At 70.7% G+C, this 14,676-nt stretch carries 13 protein-coding genes; 4 read left to right on the top strand and 9 right to left on the bottom strand.

From position 1 onward, the window contains the following. Positions 1 to 4: 4 nt before the first annotated feature. The 5 genes from fabF to VIG79_RS18195 all read right to left on the bottom strand — a co-directional run bounded on the left by fabF (position 5) and on the right by VIG79_RS18195 (position 5,103). Complete coding sequence (gene fabF / locus VIG79_RS18215) at positions 5 to 1,258, bottom strand: beta-ketoacyl-ACP synthase II (protein ID WP_331888223.1); 1,254 nt, start codon at positions 1,256 to 1,258, stop codon at positions 5 to 7. Between the two features lie 210 nt (positions 1,259 to 1,468). After that, on the bottom strand, positions 1,469 to 1,717 hold the full coding sequence (locus VIG79_RS18210; RefSeq protein ID WP_331888221.1) for an acyl carrier protein: 249 nt from the start codon (positions 1,715 to 1,717) through the stop codon (positions 1,469 to 1,471). Between the two features lie 47 nt (positions 1,718 to 1,764). Next, a complete protein-coding gene (locus VIG79_RS18205) occupies positions 1,765 to 2,844 on the bottom strand; it encodes a beta-ketoacyl-ACP synthase III (RefSeq protein ID WP_331888219.1) in 1,080 nt (359 codons plus the stop codon). A 1-nt stretch (position 2,845) separates the two neighbouring features. After that, positions 2,846 to 3,787, bottom strand: coding sequence for an ACP S-malonyltransferase (locus VIG79_RS18200; RefSeq protein ID WP_331888217.1), 942 nt, complete (start codon positions 3,785 to 3,787; stop codon positions 2,846 to 2,848). Between the two features lie 92 nt (positions 3,788 to 3,879). Further along, a complete protein-coding gene (locus VIG79_RS18195) occupies positions 3,880 to 5,103 on the bottom strand; it encodes a helix-turn-helix domain-containing protein (RefSeq protein ID WP_331888215.1) in 1,224 nt (407 codons plus the stop codon). A gap of 176 nt (positions 5,104 to 5,279) precedes the next feature. Between VIG79_RS18195 and VIG79_RS18190 the strand changes: the two genes are divergently transcribed. Further along, positions 5,280 to 6,104, top strand: coding sequence for a class I SAM-dependent methyltransferase (locus tag VIG79_RS18190; protein ID WP_331888213.1), 825 nt, complete (start codon positions 5,280 to 5,282; stop codon positions 6,102 to 6,104). Positions 6,105 to 6,229: 125 nt separating this feature from the next. On the opposite strand, the gene VIG79_RS18185 is transcribed toward VIG79_RS18190, so the two are convergent. Both VIG79_RS18185 and argG read right to left on the bottom strand, forming a co-directional pair. Continuing rightward, a complete protein-coding gene (locus tag VIG79_RS18185; RefSeq protein WP_331888211.1) occupies positions 6,230 to 7,825 on the bottom strand; it encodes a glycoside hydrolase family 10 protein in 1,596 nt (531 codons plus the stop codon). A gap of 87 nt (positions 7,826 to 7,912) precedes the next feature. Further along, on the bottom strand, positions 7,913 to 9,346 hold the full coding sequence (gene argG, locus VIG79_RS18180; protein ID WP_331888209.1) for an argininosuccinate synthase: 1,434 nt from the start codon (positions 9,344 to 9,346) through the stop codon (positions 7,913 to 7,915). 84 nt (positions 9,347 to 9,430) lie between these two features. Between argG and VIG79_RS18175 the strand changes: the two genes are divergently transcribed. The 3 genes from VIG79_RS18175 to VIG79_RS18165 are packed head-to-tail and all read left to right on the top strand — an operon-like array spanning position 9,431 to position 10,777. Beyond that, the gene (locus VIG79_RS18175) at positions 9,431 to 9,790 is read left to right on the top strand and encodes a metalloregulator ArsR/SmtB family transcription factor (RefSeq protein ID WP_331888207.1); all 360 of its coding nucleotides are present in this window, start codon (positions 9,431 to 9,433) and stop codon (positions 9,788 to 9,790) included. A 4-nt stretch (positions 9,791 to 9,794) separates the two neighbouring features. Next, the gene (locus VIG79_RS18170) at positions 9,795 to 10,274 is read left to right on the top strand and encodes an SRPBCC domain-containing protein (protein ID WP_331888205.1); all 480 of its coding nucleotides are present in this window, start codon (positions 9,795 to 9,797) and stop codon (positions 10,272 to 10,274) included. After that, positions 10,271 to 10,777: a pyridoxamine 5'-phosphate oxidase family protein gene (locus VIG79_RS18165; protein WP_331888203.1), complete on the top strand. Its 507-nt coding sequence runs from the start codon at positions 10,271 to 10,273 to the stop codon at positions 10,775 to 10,777. Before VIG79_RS18170 ends, VIG79_RS18165 begins: the two co-directional genes overlap by 4 nt. 58 nt (positions 10,778 to 10,835) lie before the next feature. Here the strand turns inward: VIG79_RS18165 and aceE are convergent, their stop codons facing one another. Continuing rightward, positions 10,836 to 13,598, bottom strand: coding sequence for a pyruvate dehydrogenase (acetyl-transferring), homodimeric type (aceE, locus tag VIG79_RS18160; RefSeq protein ID WP_331888201.1), 2,763 nt, complete (start codon positions 13,596 to 13,598; stop codon positions 10,836 to 10,838). Between the two features lie 146 nt (positions 13,599 to 13,744). Next, positions 13,745 to 14,608, bottom strand: a complete 864-nt coding sequence (gene fdhD / locus VIG79_RS18155) for a formate dehydrogenase accessory sulfurtransferase FdhD (RefSeq protein ID WP_331888199.1) — start codon at positions 14,606 to 14,608, stop codon at positions 13,745 to 13,747. Positions 14,609 to 14,676: the final 68 nt, after the last annotated feature.

Raw genomic sequence — 14,676 nt, 5'->3', positions numbered from 1 at the left:
GGCCTCAGGCGTTGGTGAACACCAGGGCGACGTTGTGTCCGCCGAAACCGAACGAGTTGTCCATGACCGCGATGTCTCCGTCGGGCAGGGTGCGGTGCTCGCCCCGGACCACGTCGAGCGGGATCGCAGGGTCGAGCTCGTCGATATTGATCGTCGCCGGGGCCAACCGGTCGCGGATCGCGAGGATGGACAGCAGCGCCTCCAGGGCGCCGGCCGCGCCGAGCAGGTGGCCGGTCATCGACTTGGTCCCCGACACCGGGATGCCGGCGGCGATGTCCTGGCCGAACGCCCGCACGATCGCGTTGGCCTCCGCCACGTCGCCGACCGGTGTCGACGTCGCGTGGGCGTTGATGTGGGAGATGTCAGCCAGCGAGAGACCGGCCGACTCGACGGCCTCCTTCATGGCCCGGGACGCGCCGGCGCCGTTCGGCTCGGGCGCGGTGATGTGGTGCGCGTCGGCGGACATCCCGATCCCGGCCAGGACGGCGTAGATCTGCGCGCCTCGAGCCTTCGCGTGCTCCTCGCTCTCGAGGACGATCACCGCGGCACCCTCGCCGAGGACGAAGCCGTCCCGCTGCGTGTCGTAGGGACGCGACGCCTTCGTCGGCTCGTCGTTGCGCGTCGACAGCGCCTGCATCGCTGCGAACCCGGCGATGGGCAGGGCGTGGATGGCCGCCTCGGTTCCCCCGGCGACCACGACGTCGGCGCGGCCGGAGCGGATCATCTCGACCGCATACGCCATGCCCTCGGCGCCGGAGGCGCAGGCACTCACGGGAGTATGCGCGCCGGCCCGGGCGCCGAGGTCGAGCGAGACCGCCGCCGAGGGACCGTTGGGCATGAGCATCGGCACGGCGAGCGGGTAGACGCGTCGCGGGCCCTTCTCGCGGAGGACGTCCCACTGGTCGAGCAGCGTCCAGACCCCGCCGATGCCGGACCCCATGACGACGGCGAGGCGCTCGGGGTCGATCTCCGGCCTGCCGGCGTCCTCCCACGCGGCCCGCGACGCGATGAGCGCGTACTGCGACGACGGGTCGAGCCGTTTGATCTGATGGCGCGCGAGCACCTCCGAGGGGTGCACCGCGAGCTGGGCGGCGAAGGTCACCGGGAGCTCGTACTTGGTCACCCAGTCGGCATCGATCGTCCGCGCGCCGCTGCGCCCCGCGAGGATGCCCTCCCAGGTGTCCGTGATGGTCCCGCCGAGCGGGGTGGTGGCACCGAGTCCGGTGACGACGATCCGCTGGTCGCGTGCTGACGTCATGGAGTGCTCCTAGGGCGTCGTCGCCCCGGGGATCTCCTGGGGCACTGGGCAGGTCCCAGCGTAGGCCGATCCCGCGGGGTCCGTGCGGACGCGACGGAGCGGGGTCGAACGGCTGGAACCACCGTTCTACCCCGCTCCGAGGGCTACCGGCGAGTCAGGACCGCCGGAGGGCATGCGTACTCGCGGGTATGCCTGCCCGTCAGGTTCGGGTCAGCCCTGCGCCTTGGCGATGAAGCTGACCGCGTCGTTGACGGTGTTGAGGTTCTTGACCTCGTCGTCCGGGATCTTCACGCCGAACTTCTCCTCGGCGTTGACGACGATGGTCATCATCGACAGCGAGTCGATGTCGAGGTCGTCGGTGAAGGACTTGTCCGGCTCGACCTGGTCGGTCTCGATGCCGGTCTCCTCGTTGACGATCTCGGCCAGACCCTCGAGGATCTCCTGCTCGCTCTGCGCCATGTGTTCTTCCTTCCATCGGTCGTGCGGGTGGTGGTTCGTGGGTGAGGTTATGGGATGACGACGACCTGCGCCGCGTAGACCAGCCCCGCGCCGAAGCCGATCTGGAGGGCGAGACCGCCGCTCGGGATCTCTTTCTGGCGCAGCATCCGCTCGGTGGCGAGCGGGATCGACGCCGCGGAGGTGTTGGCGGTCTCGGCGATGTCGCGGGCGACCGGGATGTCGGCGGGCAGCTTGAGCTGCTTGATCATCGCGTCGATGATCCGCATGTTCGCCTGGTGGGGGATGAAGGCGTCGAGGTCGTCGATGCTGATGCCGGCCTTGTCGATCGCCTGCTGGGCCACGGGCGCCATGCCCCAGACCGCCCAGCGGAAGACCGACTGGCCGGCCATCCCGATCGCCGGCCAGTTGCGCGGCTGGACCGTCTTGTCGAACGGGCCTTCCCCGACCTGCGGGCGGCGGTAGTCCGTCCAGGGCTCGCGCTGCATGATGGCCTGCCACTGGGCGCCGTCGGAGCCCCAGATGGTCGGGCCGATGCCAGGTGTATCGGAGGGTCCGATGACGGCCGCACCGGCACCGTCGCCGAAGATGAACGCGGTACCGCGGTCGTCCCAGTCGGTGAAGTCGGAGAGCTTCTCCACGCCGACGACGAGGACGTACTCGGCCGAGCCGCCGCGGATCATGTCGTTGGCCAGCGAGATGCCGTGGCAGTAGCCGGCACACGCGGCCGAGATGTCGAACGCCGCGCAGGTCACGCCCAGCCGGTTCGCGAGAATCGGGGCCGCGGCGGGGGTCTGGTACGGGTGGGTGACCGTCGCGATGACGATGGCGCCCAGCTGGGAGGCGTTGATCCCCGCGGCCTCGAGCGCCTGGCGCGTCGCGGCCTCGGACATGTCGACGACGGTCTCCTCGGCGGCGGCGTAGCGGCGGCTCACGATGCCGGATCGCTCCCGGATCCACTCGTCGGAGGAGTCGATGCGCTCGACGAGCTCGGAGTTGGGTACGACGCGTTCGGGTCGGTAGCCACCGACGCCCCAGATGCGGGCGTAGCGGGCGCCGTCGCTCGCCACCAGGGATCCGGTGCCCTTCGGCGCCGGGGCCGTGCGGGCGGTGTCAGGGGTGATGGTCATGTCAGGCCTTTGCAGAGGTGGAGGCGGCGAGCAGCTCGCGCGCCGCGTCGAGGTCGTCAGGGGTCTTCAGGGCGACGGTCGGCACACCCTTCATGGCGCGCTTGGCCAGACCGACCAGCGTGCCGGCGGGCGCGAGCTCGACGAGGCCCGTGACGCCCAGCTCGGTCATCGTCTCCATGCACAGGTCCCAGCGGACCGGGTTGCGCACCTGGCTGATGAGGCGACGGAGGAACTCGGCACCGGTGGCGACCGCCACGCCGTCGGTGTTGGACAGCAGGGTGACGCCGGGGTCGCTGACGTTGTGGTCGGACCACTCGGCGCTGAGCTCGTCGGCCGCAGGGGCCATGTGGACGGTGTGGAACGCGCCGGCGACCTGGAGGGGGATGACCCTCGTCTTGGCCGGTGGGTCCGCCGCGAAGGCGGCGAGCTGCTCGAGGGTGCCGGCGGCGACGACCTGCCCCGCACCGTTCATGTTGGCCGGGGTGAGGCCGTGCCGGTCGAGGGCGGCCGCCACCTCGGCGGGGTCGCCGCCGACGACCGCGGACATGCCGGTCGGGGTGATGGCGCTGGCCTCGGCCATCGCCCGACCACGCAGGCTGACCAGGCTCATCGCGTCCTGTGGCGTGAGGACTCCGGTCGCGGCGGCGCCCGTGATCTCGCCGACCGAGTGCCCGGCCACCACTCCTGCCGAGGAGGCGAGCGTGTCGGGACGGTCGGCATACAGGGCGTCGAGGGCAAGCAGCCCGGCGCCGACGATGAGCGGCTGGGCCACGGCAGTGTCGCGGATCGTGTCGGCGTCGGACGTCGTGCCGTGGGTGACCAGGTCGACGCCCGCGGCGTCGGACAGCGCCTCGGCCCGCTCGCGCAGCCCAGGGAGCTCGAGCCAGGGGGCCAGGAATCCCGGGGTCTGGGAGCCTTGGCCAGGGCAGACGAGAGCGATCACGATGTCCAGCCTCGCTGGTGCCTGCACCCGGCGGCGTCGGCGAACCCGACGAACATTCGGTGGCGACTTTGGAGGAATCCTCCAAACAGGGCTCAGGCGGGTTCGGATGGTATGCGCCGTGTCCGGGTCGGCGCTCCGGCCCGCCATTCGACCGGCGGCGTGTCCGACAGCCGGCCGACCGCCAGGGCGATCGCGATGGTGTGCGCCTCGCGTGGGTGCGCCAGGTCGTAGCCGGTCACCTCGGCGATGCGGCCGAGGCGGTACCGGACGGTGTTGGGGTGGACGAACAGGGCGCGGGCCGTCGCCTCGAGCGAGCCGCCGGTCTCGAGGTACGCCGTGGCGGTGGTGAGCAGGGCGGGGTGGCCCTCGAGCGGGTGATGGATCCGGTCGACAAGGACCCGGGAGGCGGACGCGTCGCCCGCGAGCACGCGTTCGGGGAGCAGCTCGTCCGACAGCACCGGGCGCGGCGCCGCCGGCCAGGCCGGCGCCGCGGCGAGTCCGCTGAGCGCCGCGCGCGCCGAGCGGCCGGCGGCGAACAGGTGAGGGACGGTCGGGCCGAGGACGACGGGGCCCGGCCCGAAGTTGTCGGCGATCGCCGTGACGACCTTCATGGCCTCGGTCGTGCCCCCGAGCACCACCACCAGCCGCCGGCGCTGGACGGCGGCCAGGGCGGTGGCGCCGAGGCGGGCGACCGACCGGCGTAGGGCGTCGACCGCCGCGGCCGTCGATCCCGACGGCGTCGAACCAGCGACCACGGTGACCGAGGCGACCGAGCCCCAGCCGAGCGCGGTCGCCCGGGACTGCATGGAGTCGTCGGCCTCCGCGCGGACGACGGCGTCGACGACGAGCGCCTCGAGCCGCGCGTCCCAGGCACCGCGGGCCTCGGCGGCCTCCGCGTACACCTGGGCGGCGGAGAACGCGACCTCCCGCGAGTATCGGAGCACCCCCTCGCGGAGGGCCACCTTGTCGCCGGGAGCGGCCAGCAGGAGGACCTGGTCCTCGACGACGTCGACGACGGTCCGGACGATGTCGAGGGTCTGGCTCAGACTGACCGACCAGGTCAGCTCGCGAGGCGCGGAGCCGAAGATGTCGGCGGTCACCTGCTGGTCCGGACCGCGACCGCGGCCGCCGGTGTCGCGCAGCCACCCGACGAACGCCGCGACGCCGGCCTGGGCGACGAGCCCGATCCAGGACCGGTCCTGGGCCGACAGGGCGCGGTACCACTCGAGGTCGGCCTCGAGGCGTCGAACCGCGGCGGTAGACAGGGCGCCGGCCTGCTGCACCACCCGGTCGCGGGTCGCCTGGCTCACCGTCATGGATCCAGCGTATTTGTACGGGGTCCACAAAGGGGACGGTGTGCGCTCCGTCGTCGGCTAAGGGGTGCGGCCGGCGATCTGAGGTCGGCTCCCCATGTGGTGGGTGGTTGCCGGTTCCTACGGTCGGCGTCGACGCCGACCGTCACCAGCGCCATGAACCCACGGAAGGACCCGCTATGACCACCACCTCCGTCCGCACCGAGACCTACCTGTTCGAGCGCCGGTCCGACCTCGGCGACCTCGAGTCCCGTCGGCTGCACGCCCTGGCGGCCCTCTTCGACCCGGCGACGCGCCGTTTGCTGACGCAGCTCGGCGTCACTCGCGGTTGGCGCTGCCTGGAGGTGGCAGCCGGAACCGGGTCGGTGGCCGCGTGGCTGGCCGGCCAGGTCGGCCCGGAGGGCGAGGTCTTCGCCACCGACATCGACCTCACCCACCTGGTGGGGCTACCGCCGAACGTCACCTATGCCCAGCACGACATCGTGTCCGACTCCCTGCCCGAGGGCGCCTTCGACGTCGTCCACACGCGGTTGCTCCTCGAGCACCTGAGCGGCCGGGAGACCGCGCTCGACCGGATGGCGTCCGCGGTACGGCCCGGCGGGTACGTCCTCGTCGAGGAGGCGGAGATGTCGCCGCAGGCCCTGGACCTCATCACGCGCTACCACGCGCCGGCCGCGCGCGCCCTCGGCGACAAGGGGCTGCGGGCCATCGCGGGGCTGCTCGGCGCCGTCGGCGCCGACATGGGGTATGCGTCGACGCTGCCGGGAGCGGTCCGCCGGGCCGGGCTCGAGCTCGTGGGCGGCGAGATCCACTCGCCGATGGTCCGCGGCGGAGGGGTCCAGGACTTCGGTCGGCTGACCTTCATGGTGCTGCGCGAGCCCCTGGTGGCCTCGGGCCTGATGACGCACGACGAGATCGACGCGTTCCTGCGGATGACCCTGGACCCGGAGTCGCAGTACGTCCCGTTCGTCATGACCTCGGTCTGGGCGCGCCGCCCGGCCTGACTCGCCCCCCTGCAGCCGAGGCCGCCGGTGTACACCGCCGAGAGGCCAACTTCGGTCGGTTACCAGGCGCTCTTGACGGCCGACGTTGGCCTCGCGGCGGACGGGGGCGAGCCCGGTTGGACCGATCAGCGGGGCGTGACCTGCTGCGGAACCGACTCGTTCCACGTCCGGTCGAGACCGGTGATGACGTACGTGTACCGCTGACCGCCGGCGCTCGTATCGGTCCAGGTCTGGTACCCGGAGACAGCGCGCATCGTCGTGACGAGGTTCGTGGCGTCGGCCACGACGCAGTCGTCGGGCTTGACCCGCTTGTCCGTCACGGGGATCCGGTACACCGCATACGACACGGTCGTGGAGTCACCCGCCCGCCACCGGACGGTCGTCCCCGACCCACCCACGGAGGCGGACAGGTCCTTGGGCGCCTTGGGCCCCGACGCGTCGATCCACGGCATCGGCGGCACCAGCGCGGGGTGGCGGTACCAGTCACGCCCGACGATCCCCATCCCGTCGAGCCGGTTGGCGCGGACGTCCTTGGCGCTGAAGTAGACGTTGCCGTCCACCTCGGGTCGGGTGGAGTTGAACAGCAGGTGGTTGCTCATCTCCTGCGGGAGGTTGTTCCATTCGGGCGACTGCGTGGACGCGCCGATCTTGTAGGTCGCCTGCCCGATGTAGAGGTGCACGTTGCGGCCCGCGACCACCTTCGACCACCAGTCGACGATGACGTTGTAGTCGGCGACGGCCAGGCTCTCGGCCCAGTAGACCTGCGGGCAGATGTAGTCGATCCACTCCTCCTGGACCCACCGGCGGGTGTCCGCATACAGGTCGGTGAACGTCTGCACGCCGGCTTGCGTCGCCGAGCCGAGCGGGTCGTTGACCTGGTTCATCCAGACGCCGAACGGCGAGACGCCGAACTTGACCCACGGCTTGGCCGCCTTGATCGCGGAGCCCAGCCCGGTGATGAGCGCGTTGATGTTGTCGCGACGCCAGTCGGCGAGCGACCGGCCGGCGCCGTACTGCGCATACTGCGCCGCGTCGTCGAACACCTGCTCGGCGACGGGGTACGGGTAGAAGTAGTCGTCGAAGTGGACGGCGTCGATGTCGTACCTGGTGACCGCGTCCATGATCGCGGCCTGGCAGTAGGCGCGGGCCTCGGGGACGCCGGGGTTGTAGTAGAGCTTGCCGCCGTAGGCGACGGTCCATTCCGGGTGCACCTTCGCGGGGTGCGTGGGGGAGAGCCCGGTCACGTCGGTCGTGAGGTTCATGGTGATCCGGAACGGGTTGAACCAGGCGTGGAACTCGAGGTTGCGACGGTGGGCCTCGGCGACGGCGAAGGCCAGCGGGTCGTAGCCGGGATCGACGCCCTGGGTGCCGGTGAGGTACTTCGACCAGGGCTCCAAGGAGGACGGCCAGAACGCGTCGGCCGTCGGGCGGACCTGCACGACGACGGTGTTGTAGTGCTGCGCCACGGCCAGGTCGTAGTACCCGACGAGCTCGGCCTGCTGCGCGGCGGGCGGGAGGCCGGGTCGGCTCGGCCAGTCGATGTTGGTCACCGACGCGATCCAGATGCCCCGCAGGTCGGTCTTGTCGGCGTGCGGGTCCAGCACGCAGGACGGGCTGCTCGCCAGCGGGCTCAGGCCCATGGCGTCCGCTCGGGGGGCGGCCCAGGCCAGGGCGAGAGTGGCGGCGGCTCCGCCGAGGACGGTACGACGGGACGGCTGCATGATTCCTCCACGCTGAGACAATCGGGAGTCAATAAGTTACGGGTCGTGATGACGCCGTGCAACCACCCGTCCCGTATGCGGGTCGCGTCAGTCCGTGCCGGCGTCGAACATCGAGCGCTCCTGGGCCTCGTCCACCCCGACCACATCGGTGTCGTCCGGGTCGGAGCCGGCCGCGATCGCCGACGCCCCGCCCGCTTCGAGCTCGCCGATGAGCGCGGCGGTGTGGCCGCCGACGAGCTGGCCCTGGGCCGCATACAGCTCGAGCTTGGACCGGGTGTCGGCGATGTCGAGGTTGCGCATGGTGAGCTGACCGATCCGGTCGACCGGCCCGAACGCGGCGTCCTCGGTGCGCTCCATGGACAGCTTCTCCGGGTGGTACGACAGGTTCGGGCCGCGAGTGTCCACGAGGGTGTAGTCGTCGCCGCGCCGCAGCCGTAGCGTCACCTCGCCGGTCACCGCGCTCGCGACCCAGCGCTGCAGCGACTCACGCAGCATCAGCGACTGGGGATCGAGCCACCGACCCTCGTAGAGCAGCCGGCCGAGGCGCCGGCCCTCCTGGTGATAGGCGGCGATGGTGTCCTCGTTGTGGATCGCGTTGACGAGGCGCTCGTAGGCGGCGAACAGGAGCGCCATTCCGGGGGCCTCGTAGATGCCGCGGCTCTTTGCCTCGATGATCCGGTTCTCGATCTGATCGGACATTCCGAGCCCGTGGCGGCCGCCGATGGCGTTCGCCTCCCGGATCACGTCGGCGGCGCTCTCGAACGGCGTCCCGTTGATCGCCACCGGACGCCCCTGGCGGAACTCGACGGTGACGTCCTCAGGCCCGATCTCGACGGTGGAGTCCCAGTGCTTGACGCCCATGATCGGCTCGACGATCTCGAGAGCGACGTCGAGGCGTTCGAGGCTCTTGGCCTCGTGGGTCGCGCCGAGCATGTTCGCGTCGGTGCTGTAGGCCTTCTCGGTCGAGTCGCGGTAGGGCAGGCCGTGCGCGACGAGCCACTCCGACATCTCGTGCCGGCCGCCGAGCTCACCGACGAAGTCCGCGTCGAGCCAGGGCTTGTAGATCCGCAGCGCCGGGTTCGCGAGCAGGCCGTAGCGGTAGAACCGCTCGATGTCGTTGCCCTTGTAGGTCGACCCGTCGCCCCAGATCGAGACCTCGTCGGCTCGCATGGCGCGCACGAGGAGGGTGCCGGTCACCACCCGGCCGAGGGGCGTGGTGTTGAAGTAGATCTTGCCGGCGCTGCGCACGTGGAAGGCGCCGCACATGATCGCGGCCAGGCCCTCCTCGGCCAGTGCCTCGGTGCAGTCGACCAGCCGCGACAGCTCCGCGCCGTACTCGACCGCCCGGCCGGGCACCGAGTCGATGTCGGGCTCGTCGTACTGACCGAGGTCGGCGGTGTAGGTGCACGGGATGGCGCCCTTGTCGCGCATCCACGCAACGGCGCACGAGGTGTCGAGGCCGCCGGAGAAGGCGATGCCGACGCGCTCGCCGACGGGCAGGGAGGTGAGGACTTTGGACACGGCGTCAGCCTAGGGGGGAGGGGCGAGACGGAACCCTCAACCATCCGGTTGACAGTTGTCTCAGGGCGGCGTACGTTCAACCACATGGTTGAGAGTCCGGCCGACGTCGACGAGGTGTTCCATGCGCTGTCGCACCCCACCCGGCGGGACATGCTGGCACGGCTACGCGGGTCGACCCTCACGGTCGGGCAGCTGGCCGAGCCGCTCACCGTCTCGTTGGCCGCCGCGTCGAAGCACGTGGCCGTCCTCGAGCGGGCGGGGCTGGTCCACCGGACCGTCCAGGGGCGAACTCATGTATGCCGGCTCACCCCAGGCCCGCTCGCGGCGGCGGCGGCCTGGCTCGACGCCTACGAGACGTACTGGAACGAGCGCCTCGACGCCCTCGAGCAGGTGCTGCTCGATGCGGACGAGACCACCGACGACCCCGGCATCCAGGAGGACTGAACCGATGGCGTACCCCACCGCGCGCGTCCAGCGCACCCTGCCCTTCCCCCGCGAGCGCGTGTTCCACGCGTGGCTCGACCCCGCCACGATGGTCCGCTGGTTCGTGGACCCGAGCTTCACCGATGGCCGCGCCGAGGTGGACCCGCGGGTCGGCGGGCACTACCGGATCTTTCAGGTCGACCCCGAGGGGGAGATGACGGGGGGCAGCGAGAGCACGATCCTCGAGCTCGTCCCGAACGAGCGGCTCGTGCTCGCGTGGCGCTTCTCCGGCCCGAACCGTGACGAGGACCTGTCGCCGGTGACGCGGATCACCGTGACGTTCGCCGAGCCGCGGCCGGGGGAGACCGAGCTCACCGTCGTCCACGAGCAGCTCGACGAGCTGGCCGCGGCCATGCCGCACGTCGCCGGGCACGTCGAGGCCGGCTGGAACGACACCCTGGACCGGCTCGGCCCGGTCCTCGACACCACGGAGGCGACCGCATGACGACGACGATGACCGACGCCGAGCTGGCGACCCTGTTCGCCGACCCGGTCGCGCAGAGGCTGCTGCACGCCGCGACCCCGGCGCGGTTCGCGTACACCGGCCTGGACGGCGCACCGCGGGTGATCCCGATCGGCTGGGAATGGGACGGGTCCGCGCTGCTGATGTGGACCGTGCCCCGGTCGGCCAAGGTGCGCGCCCTGCAGCACGATGCGCGCGCGGCGGTGACGATCGACACCAACGAGTTCCCGCCGAAGGTCCTGCTGGTCCGGGGTACCGCGACCCTGGAGGAGATCGAGGGCGTTCCTCAGGGGTACCTCGAGGCGGGTCACAGGAACGTCGGCGACGACCAGTACGACGAGTGGGTGGCGGGGGTGCGCAGCCTGTACGACTCGATGGTGGAGATCCGGATCACGCCGACGTGGGCCAAGGTCCTCGACTTCGAGACCCGGATCCCCAGCGCCGTCGCCGAGCTGGTCCGGGAGAAGCAGGCGGTCGAGCGCTAATCGGAAAGGGGCTGCAGCGGTCGGAATTCCGACCGCTGCAGCCCCTTTCCGGTGAGGCCTAGGACTCTCCGCCGGCGTTGCCGCTGGTACCGGCCGTCACATCGTGGAGGCGGTACTTCTCAGCCGCCTTGGCCGCGTAGTCCGCGGGGACGTCGCCCCGCTTGGCCAGCTGCTGGAGCGTCCGCACGGCGAGCGACGGCCCGTCGATGTGGAAGAAGCGCCGCGCCGCCGCCCGAGTGTCGGAGAAGCCGAACCCGTCGGCGCCGAGGGACATGAAGTCGCCCGGCACGTACTGCGCGATCTGGTCCTGCACGCCGCGCATGTAGTCCGAGACCGCCAGCACCGGGCCCGGTGCGTCCTGCAGCTTCTGGGTCACCCACGGCACCCGCTGCTCGCCCTCGGGGCGGAGGAACTCCTGCTCGTCGCAGTCCATCCCGTCGCGCCGCAGCTCGCTCCACGAGGTGACCGACCAGACGTCGGCGGCCACACCGAAGTCCTCGGCCAGCAGCTGCTGCGCCTCGAGCGCCCACAACACGCCGACACCGGACGCGAGCAGCTGGGCCCGGGCCGGCTGGTGCTCCCAGCCGTCGGTCTTCGCCGGCGACAACAGGTACATCCCTCGCAGGATGCCCTCGGCGTCGACGTTCTCCGGCTCCTTGGGCTGGACCAGCGGCTCGTTGTAGACGGTGAGGTAGTAGATGACGTTCTCCGGGTTGTCGCCGTACATCCGGCGCAGCCCGTCCTGGACGATGTGCGCGATCTCGTACCCGTAGGCCGGGTCGTAGGACACCACCGCGGGGTTCGTCGAGGCGAGCAGCGGGGAGTGCCCGTCGGCGTGCTGAAGGCCCTCACCGGTCAGGGTGGTCCGGCCGGCCGTCGCGCCGATGAGGAAGCCGCGCGTCATCTGGTCGGTCGCCGCCCAGATCGAGTCCGCCGTCCGCTGGAACCCGAACATCGAGTAGAAGACGTAGATCGGCACCATCGGCTCGCCGTGCGTCGCATACGACGTGCCGACCGCCGTGAACGCGGCCATCGAGCCGGCCTCGTCGATCCCCAGGTGGAGGATCTGCCCCTTCTCGGACTCGCGGTAGGCGAGCATCAGCTCGGCGTCGACCGGCGTGTAGTTCTGCCCGTGCGGGTTGTAGATCTTGATGGTGGGGAAGAACGAGTCCATCCCGAACGTGCGCGCCTCGTCGGGGATGATCGGCACCACGCGCGAGCCGAACTCCTTGTCGCGCATCAGGTCCTTGAGCAGCCGGACGAAGGCCATGGTCGTGGCGATCTCCTGCTTGCCGGAACCCTTCTTCATCTGCTTGTAGGCGTCGTCGCCCGGCAGCTTCAGCGAGTCGTGCTGCACGCGGCGCGACGGGACGTCGCCGCCGAGGGCCGCGCGGCGCTCGAGCATGTACTGGATCGCCTTGTGGTCCTTGCCCGGGTGGTAGTAGGGCGGACGGTAGGGATCGGCCTCGAGCTGCTCGTCGGAGATCGGGATCCGCATGTCGTCGCGGAACGCCTTGAGGTCGTCCAGGGTCATCTTCTTCATCTGGTGGGTCGCGTTGCGACCGGCGAAGTGCGACCCGAGGCTGTAGCCCTTGATCGTCTTCGCGAGGATGACCGTCGGCTGTCCGGTGTGGTTCATGGCGGCCAGGTATGCGGCGTAGACCTTGCGGTAGTCGTGGCCACCGCGCTTGAGCTTCCACCACACGTCGTCGTCGGACCAGTTCTCGACCATGGCGCGGGTGCGCGGGTCGCGGCCGAAGAAGTGCTCGCGCACGTAGGCGCCGTCGTTGGCCCGGAACGTCTGGTAGTCGCCGTCGCTGGTCGAGTTCATGACGTGGACGAGGGCGCCGTCACGGTCGGCGGCGAGGAGCGGGTCCCAGCCGCGGCCCCAGATCACCTTGATGACGTTCCAGCCCGCGCCGCGGAAGAACGCCTCGAGCTCCTGCACGATCTTGCCGTTGCCACGCACCGGACCGTCGAGCCTCTGCAGGTTGCAGTTGACGACGAAGGTGAGGTTGTCGAGCTCGTCGTTGGCCGCCAGCTGGAGCAGGCCGCGCGACTCCGGCTCGTCCATCTCACCGTCGCCGAGGAACGCCCACACGTGCTGTTGGGACGTGTCCTTGATGCCGCGGTGGTCGAGGTACTTGTTGAACTGGGCCTGGTAGATCGCGTTCATCGGGCCGAGGCCCATCGAGACCGTCGGGAACTGCCAGAAGTCCGACATCAGCCGCGGGTGCGGGTAGGACGGCAGCGCCTGGATCTCGCCGTCCACGATGTGGCTCTTCTCCTGGCGGAAGCCGTCGAGACGGTCCTCGCTGAGCCGGCCCTCGAGGTAGGCCCGGGCGTACATGCCGGGGGAGGCGTGGCCCTGGAAGTACACCTGGTCGCCGCCGCCCGGGTGGTCGGGGCCGCGAAAGAAGTGGTTCATCCCGACCTCGTACAGCGTCGCGGCGGACGCGTAGGTCGAGATGTGGCCGCCGACGCCGACGCCCGGCCGCTGGGCGCGGTGGACCATGATCGCGGCGTTCCACCGCAGCCAGCGGCGGTACTCCCGCTCGACGTCCTCGTCGCCGGGGAACCACGGCTCCTGCTCCGGGCTGATCGTGTTGATGTAGTCGGTCGCCGTCAGCGACGGGACCCCGACCTGCATCTCGCGAGCCCGCTCGAGCAGCTTGAGCATGACGTAGCGCGCCCGGGTGCGTCCGGAGGCGTCGATGACCCCGTCAAGGGACTCGAGCCACTCCTGGGTCTCCTCCGGGTCGGTGTCGGGGAGCTGGCTCGGGATGCCGTTGAGGATGGGTCCGGCTTCCTGTCGTGCCACGGTGCATCGTCCTTTCACACGGCCACGTCGTTGTCGCCGTCTTCGTCTGCGGGGTGTGCAGGGAGGTCTTCGTCATCTTCCCACCCTCGCTGCGAGGAAGGCGACGCATGTCCAGCGACGAGTGGGCTCCACCCCTGTCGTGGGGCTCAGGACGACGTGTGTCCAGCGGCGGCCGACACCGCGACCCGCTGTTCACCCGCATACACGGTGAAGTGGGGCGGCCGGACGAAGGCGACCAGGGTGAGGCCGACGCGGTCGGCCAGCTCGACCGCCAAGGACGAGGCCGCGGAGACCGCAGCGAGGACGGGTATGCCTGCCGCGTGGGCCTTCTGGGTCAGCTCGAAGCTGGCGCGGCTGGTGACCACGAGGACGTGCCCGGTGAGCGGGAGCCGCCCTTCGCGGAGGGCCCAGCCGACGACCTTGTCGACGGCGTTGTGCCGTCCGACGTCCTCGCGGGCGACGAGAAGCTCGCCGTAGATGGTGAACAGGCCGGCGGCATGGATGCCGCCGGTGCGGTCGAACGCCTTCTGGGCCGCGCGCAGGCGCCCCGGGAGACTGCACAGCACCGCCGGGTCGACCTTCGTGGAGTCCTCGGCCACCGCATACCGGCTCGTGGTCTGGAGCGCCTCGATGCTCGCAGTGCCGCAGACACCGCAGGCACTCGTGGTGACGAACGCGCGCCTGGCGTTGTCCCGCAACGACATTCCGTCGCGCAGGGTGACGTCGACGACGTTGTAGGTGGGGGAGCCGTCGGCGTCGGTGTCGAGGCAGTGCATGAGCCGCGCGACGTCGTCGGCGGCGCCGATGAGCCCCTCGCCGTGGAGGAGTCCCAGGGTCAGGTCGAAGTCGTCACCCGGTGTGCGCATCGTCACGGTGAGCGGCTCGCCGTCGACGCGGATCTCCATCGGTTCCTCGACCGCGAGGGTGTCGGGACGGCGCACTACGCGGGGCTGGTTGCCGTCGGTGACCTCGTAGCGTGCGGCTGGAGCGCGCCTCGTCACCCGTCCCATCGACCCACTGTAGGCGCGGCTCCTGGTCCACAGACTGTGCACGTGGTGCCGGGCCCCCGAGTCACCCA

The sequence above is a fragment of the Lapillicoccus sp. genome, from assembly GCF_036559105.1.
GTDB lineage: Bacteria > Actinomycetota > Actinomycetes > Actinomycetales > Dermatophilaceae > Lapillicoccus.
Note: the sequence above shows the minus strand (reverse complement) of the source record. Positions and strands in the feature narration are given on the sequence as shown.

Coding starts and splice junctions, on each gene's coding strand:
- VIG79_RS18195 (WP_331888215.1), bottom strand. CDS start 5,103: ATGACGGTGAGCCAGGCGACCCGCGACCGGGTGGTGCAGCAGGCCGGC.
- VIG79_RS18170 (WP_331888205.1), top strand. CDS start 9,795: ATGGCGTACCCCACCGCGCGCGTCCAGCGCACCCTGCCCTTCCCCCGC.
- VIG79_RS18165 (WP_331888203.1), top strand. CDS start 10,271: ATGACGACGACGATGACCGACGCCGAGCTGGCGACCCTGTTCGCCGAC.
- VIG79_RS18205 (WP_331888219.1), bottom strand. CDS start 2,844: ATGACCATCACCCCTGACACCGCCCGCACGGCCCCGGCGCCGAAGGGC.
- VIG79_RS18190 (WP_331888213.1), top strand. CDS start 5,280: ATGACCACCACCTCCGTCCGCACCGAGACCTACCTGTTCGAGCGCCGG.
- fabF (WP_331888223.1), bottom strand. CDS start 1,258: ATGACGTCAGCACGCGACCAGCGGATCGTCGTCACCGGACTCGGTGCC.
- VIG79_RS18185 (WP_331888211.1), bottom strand. CDS start 7,825: ATGCAGCCGTCCCGTCGTACCGTCCTCGGCGGAGCCGCCGCCACTCTC.
- VIG79_RS18175 (WP_331888207.1), top strand. CDS start 9,431: ATGGTTGAGAGTCCGGCCGACGTCGACGAGGTGTTCCATGCGCTGTCG.
- fdhD (WP_331888199.1), bottom strand. CDS start 14,608: ATGGGACGGGTGACGAGGCGCGCTCCAGCCGCACGCTACGAGGTCACC.
- VIG79_RS18210 (WP_331888221.1), bottom strand. CDS start 1,717: ATGGCGCAGAGCGAGCAGGAGATCCTCGAGGGTCTGGCCGAGATCGTC.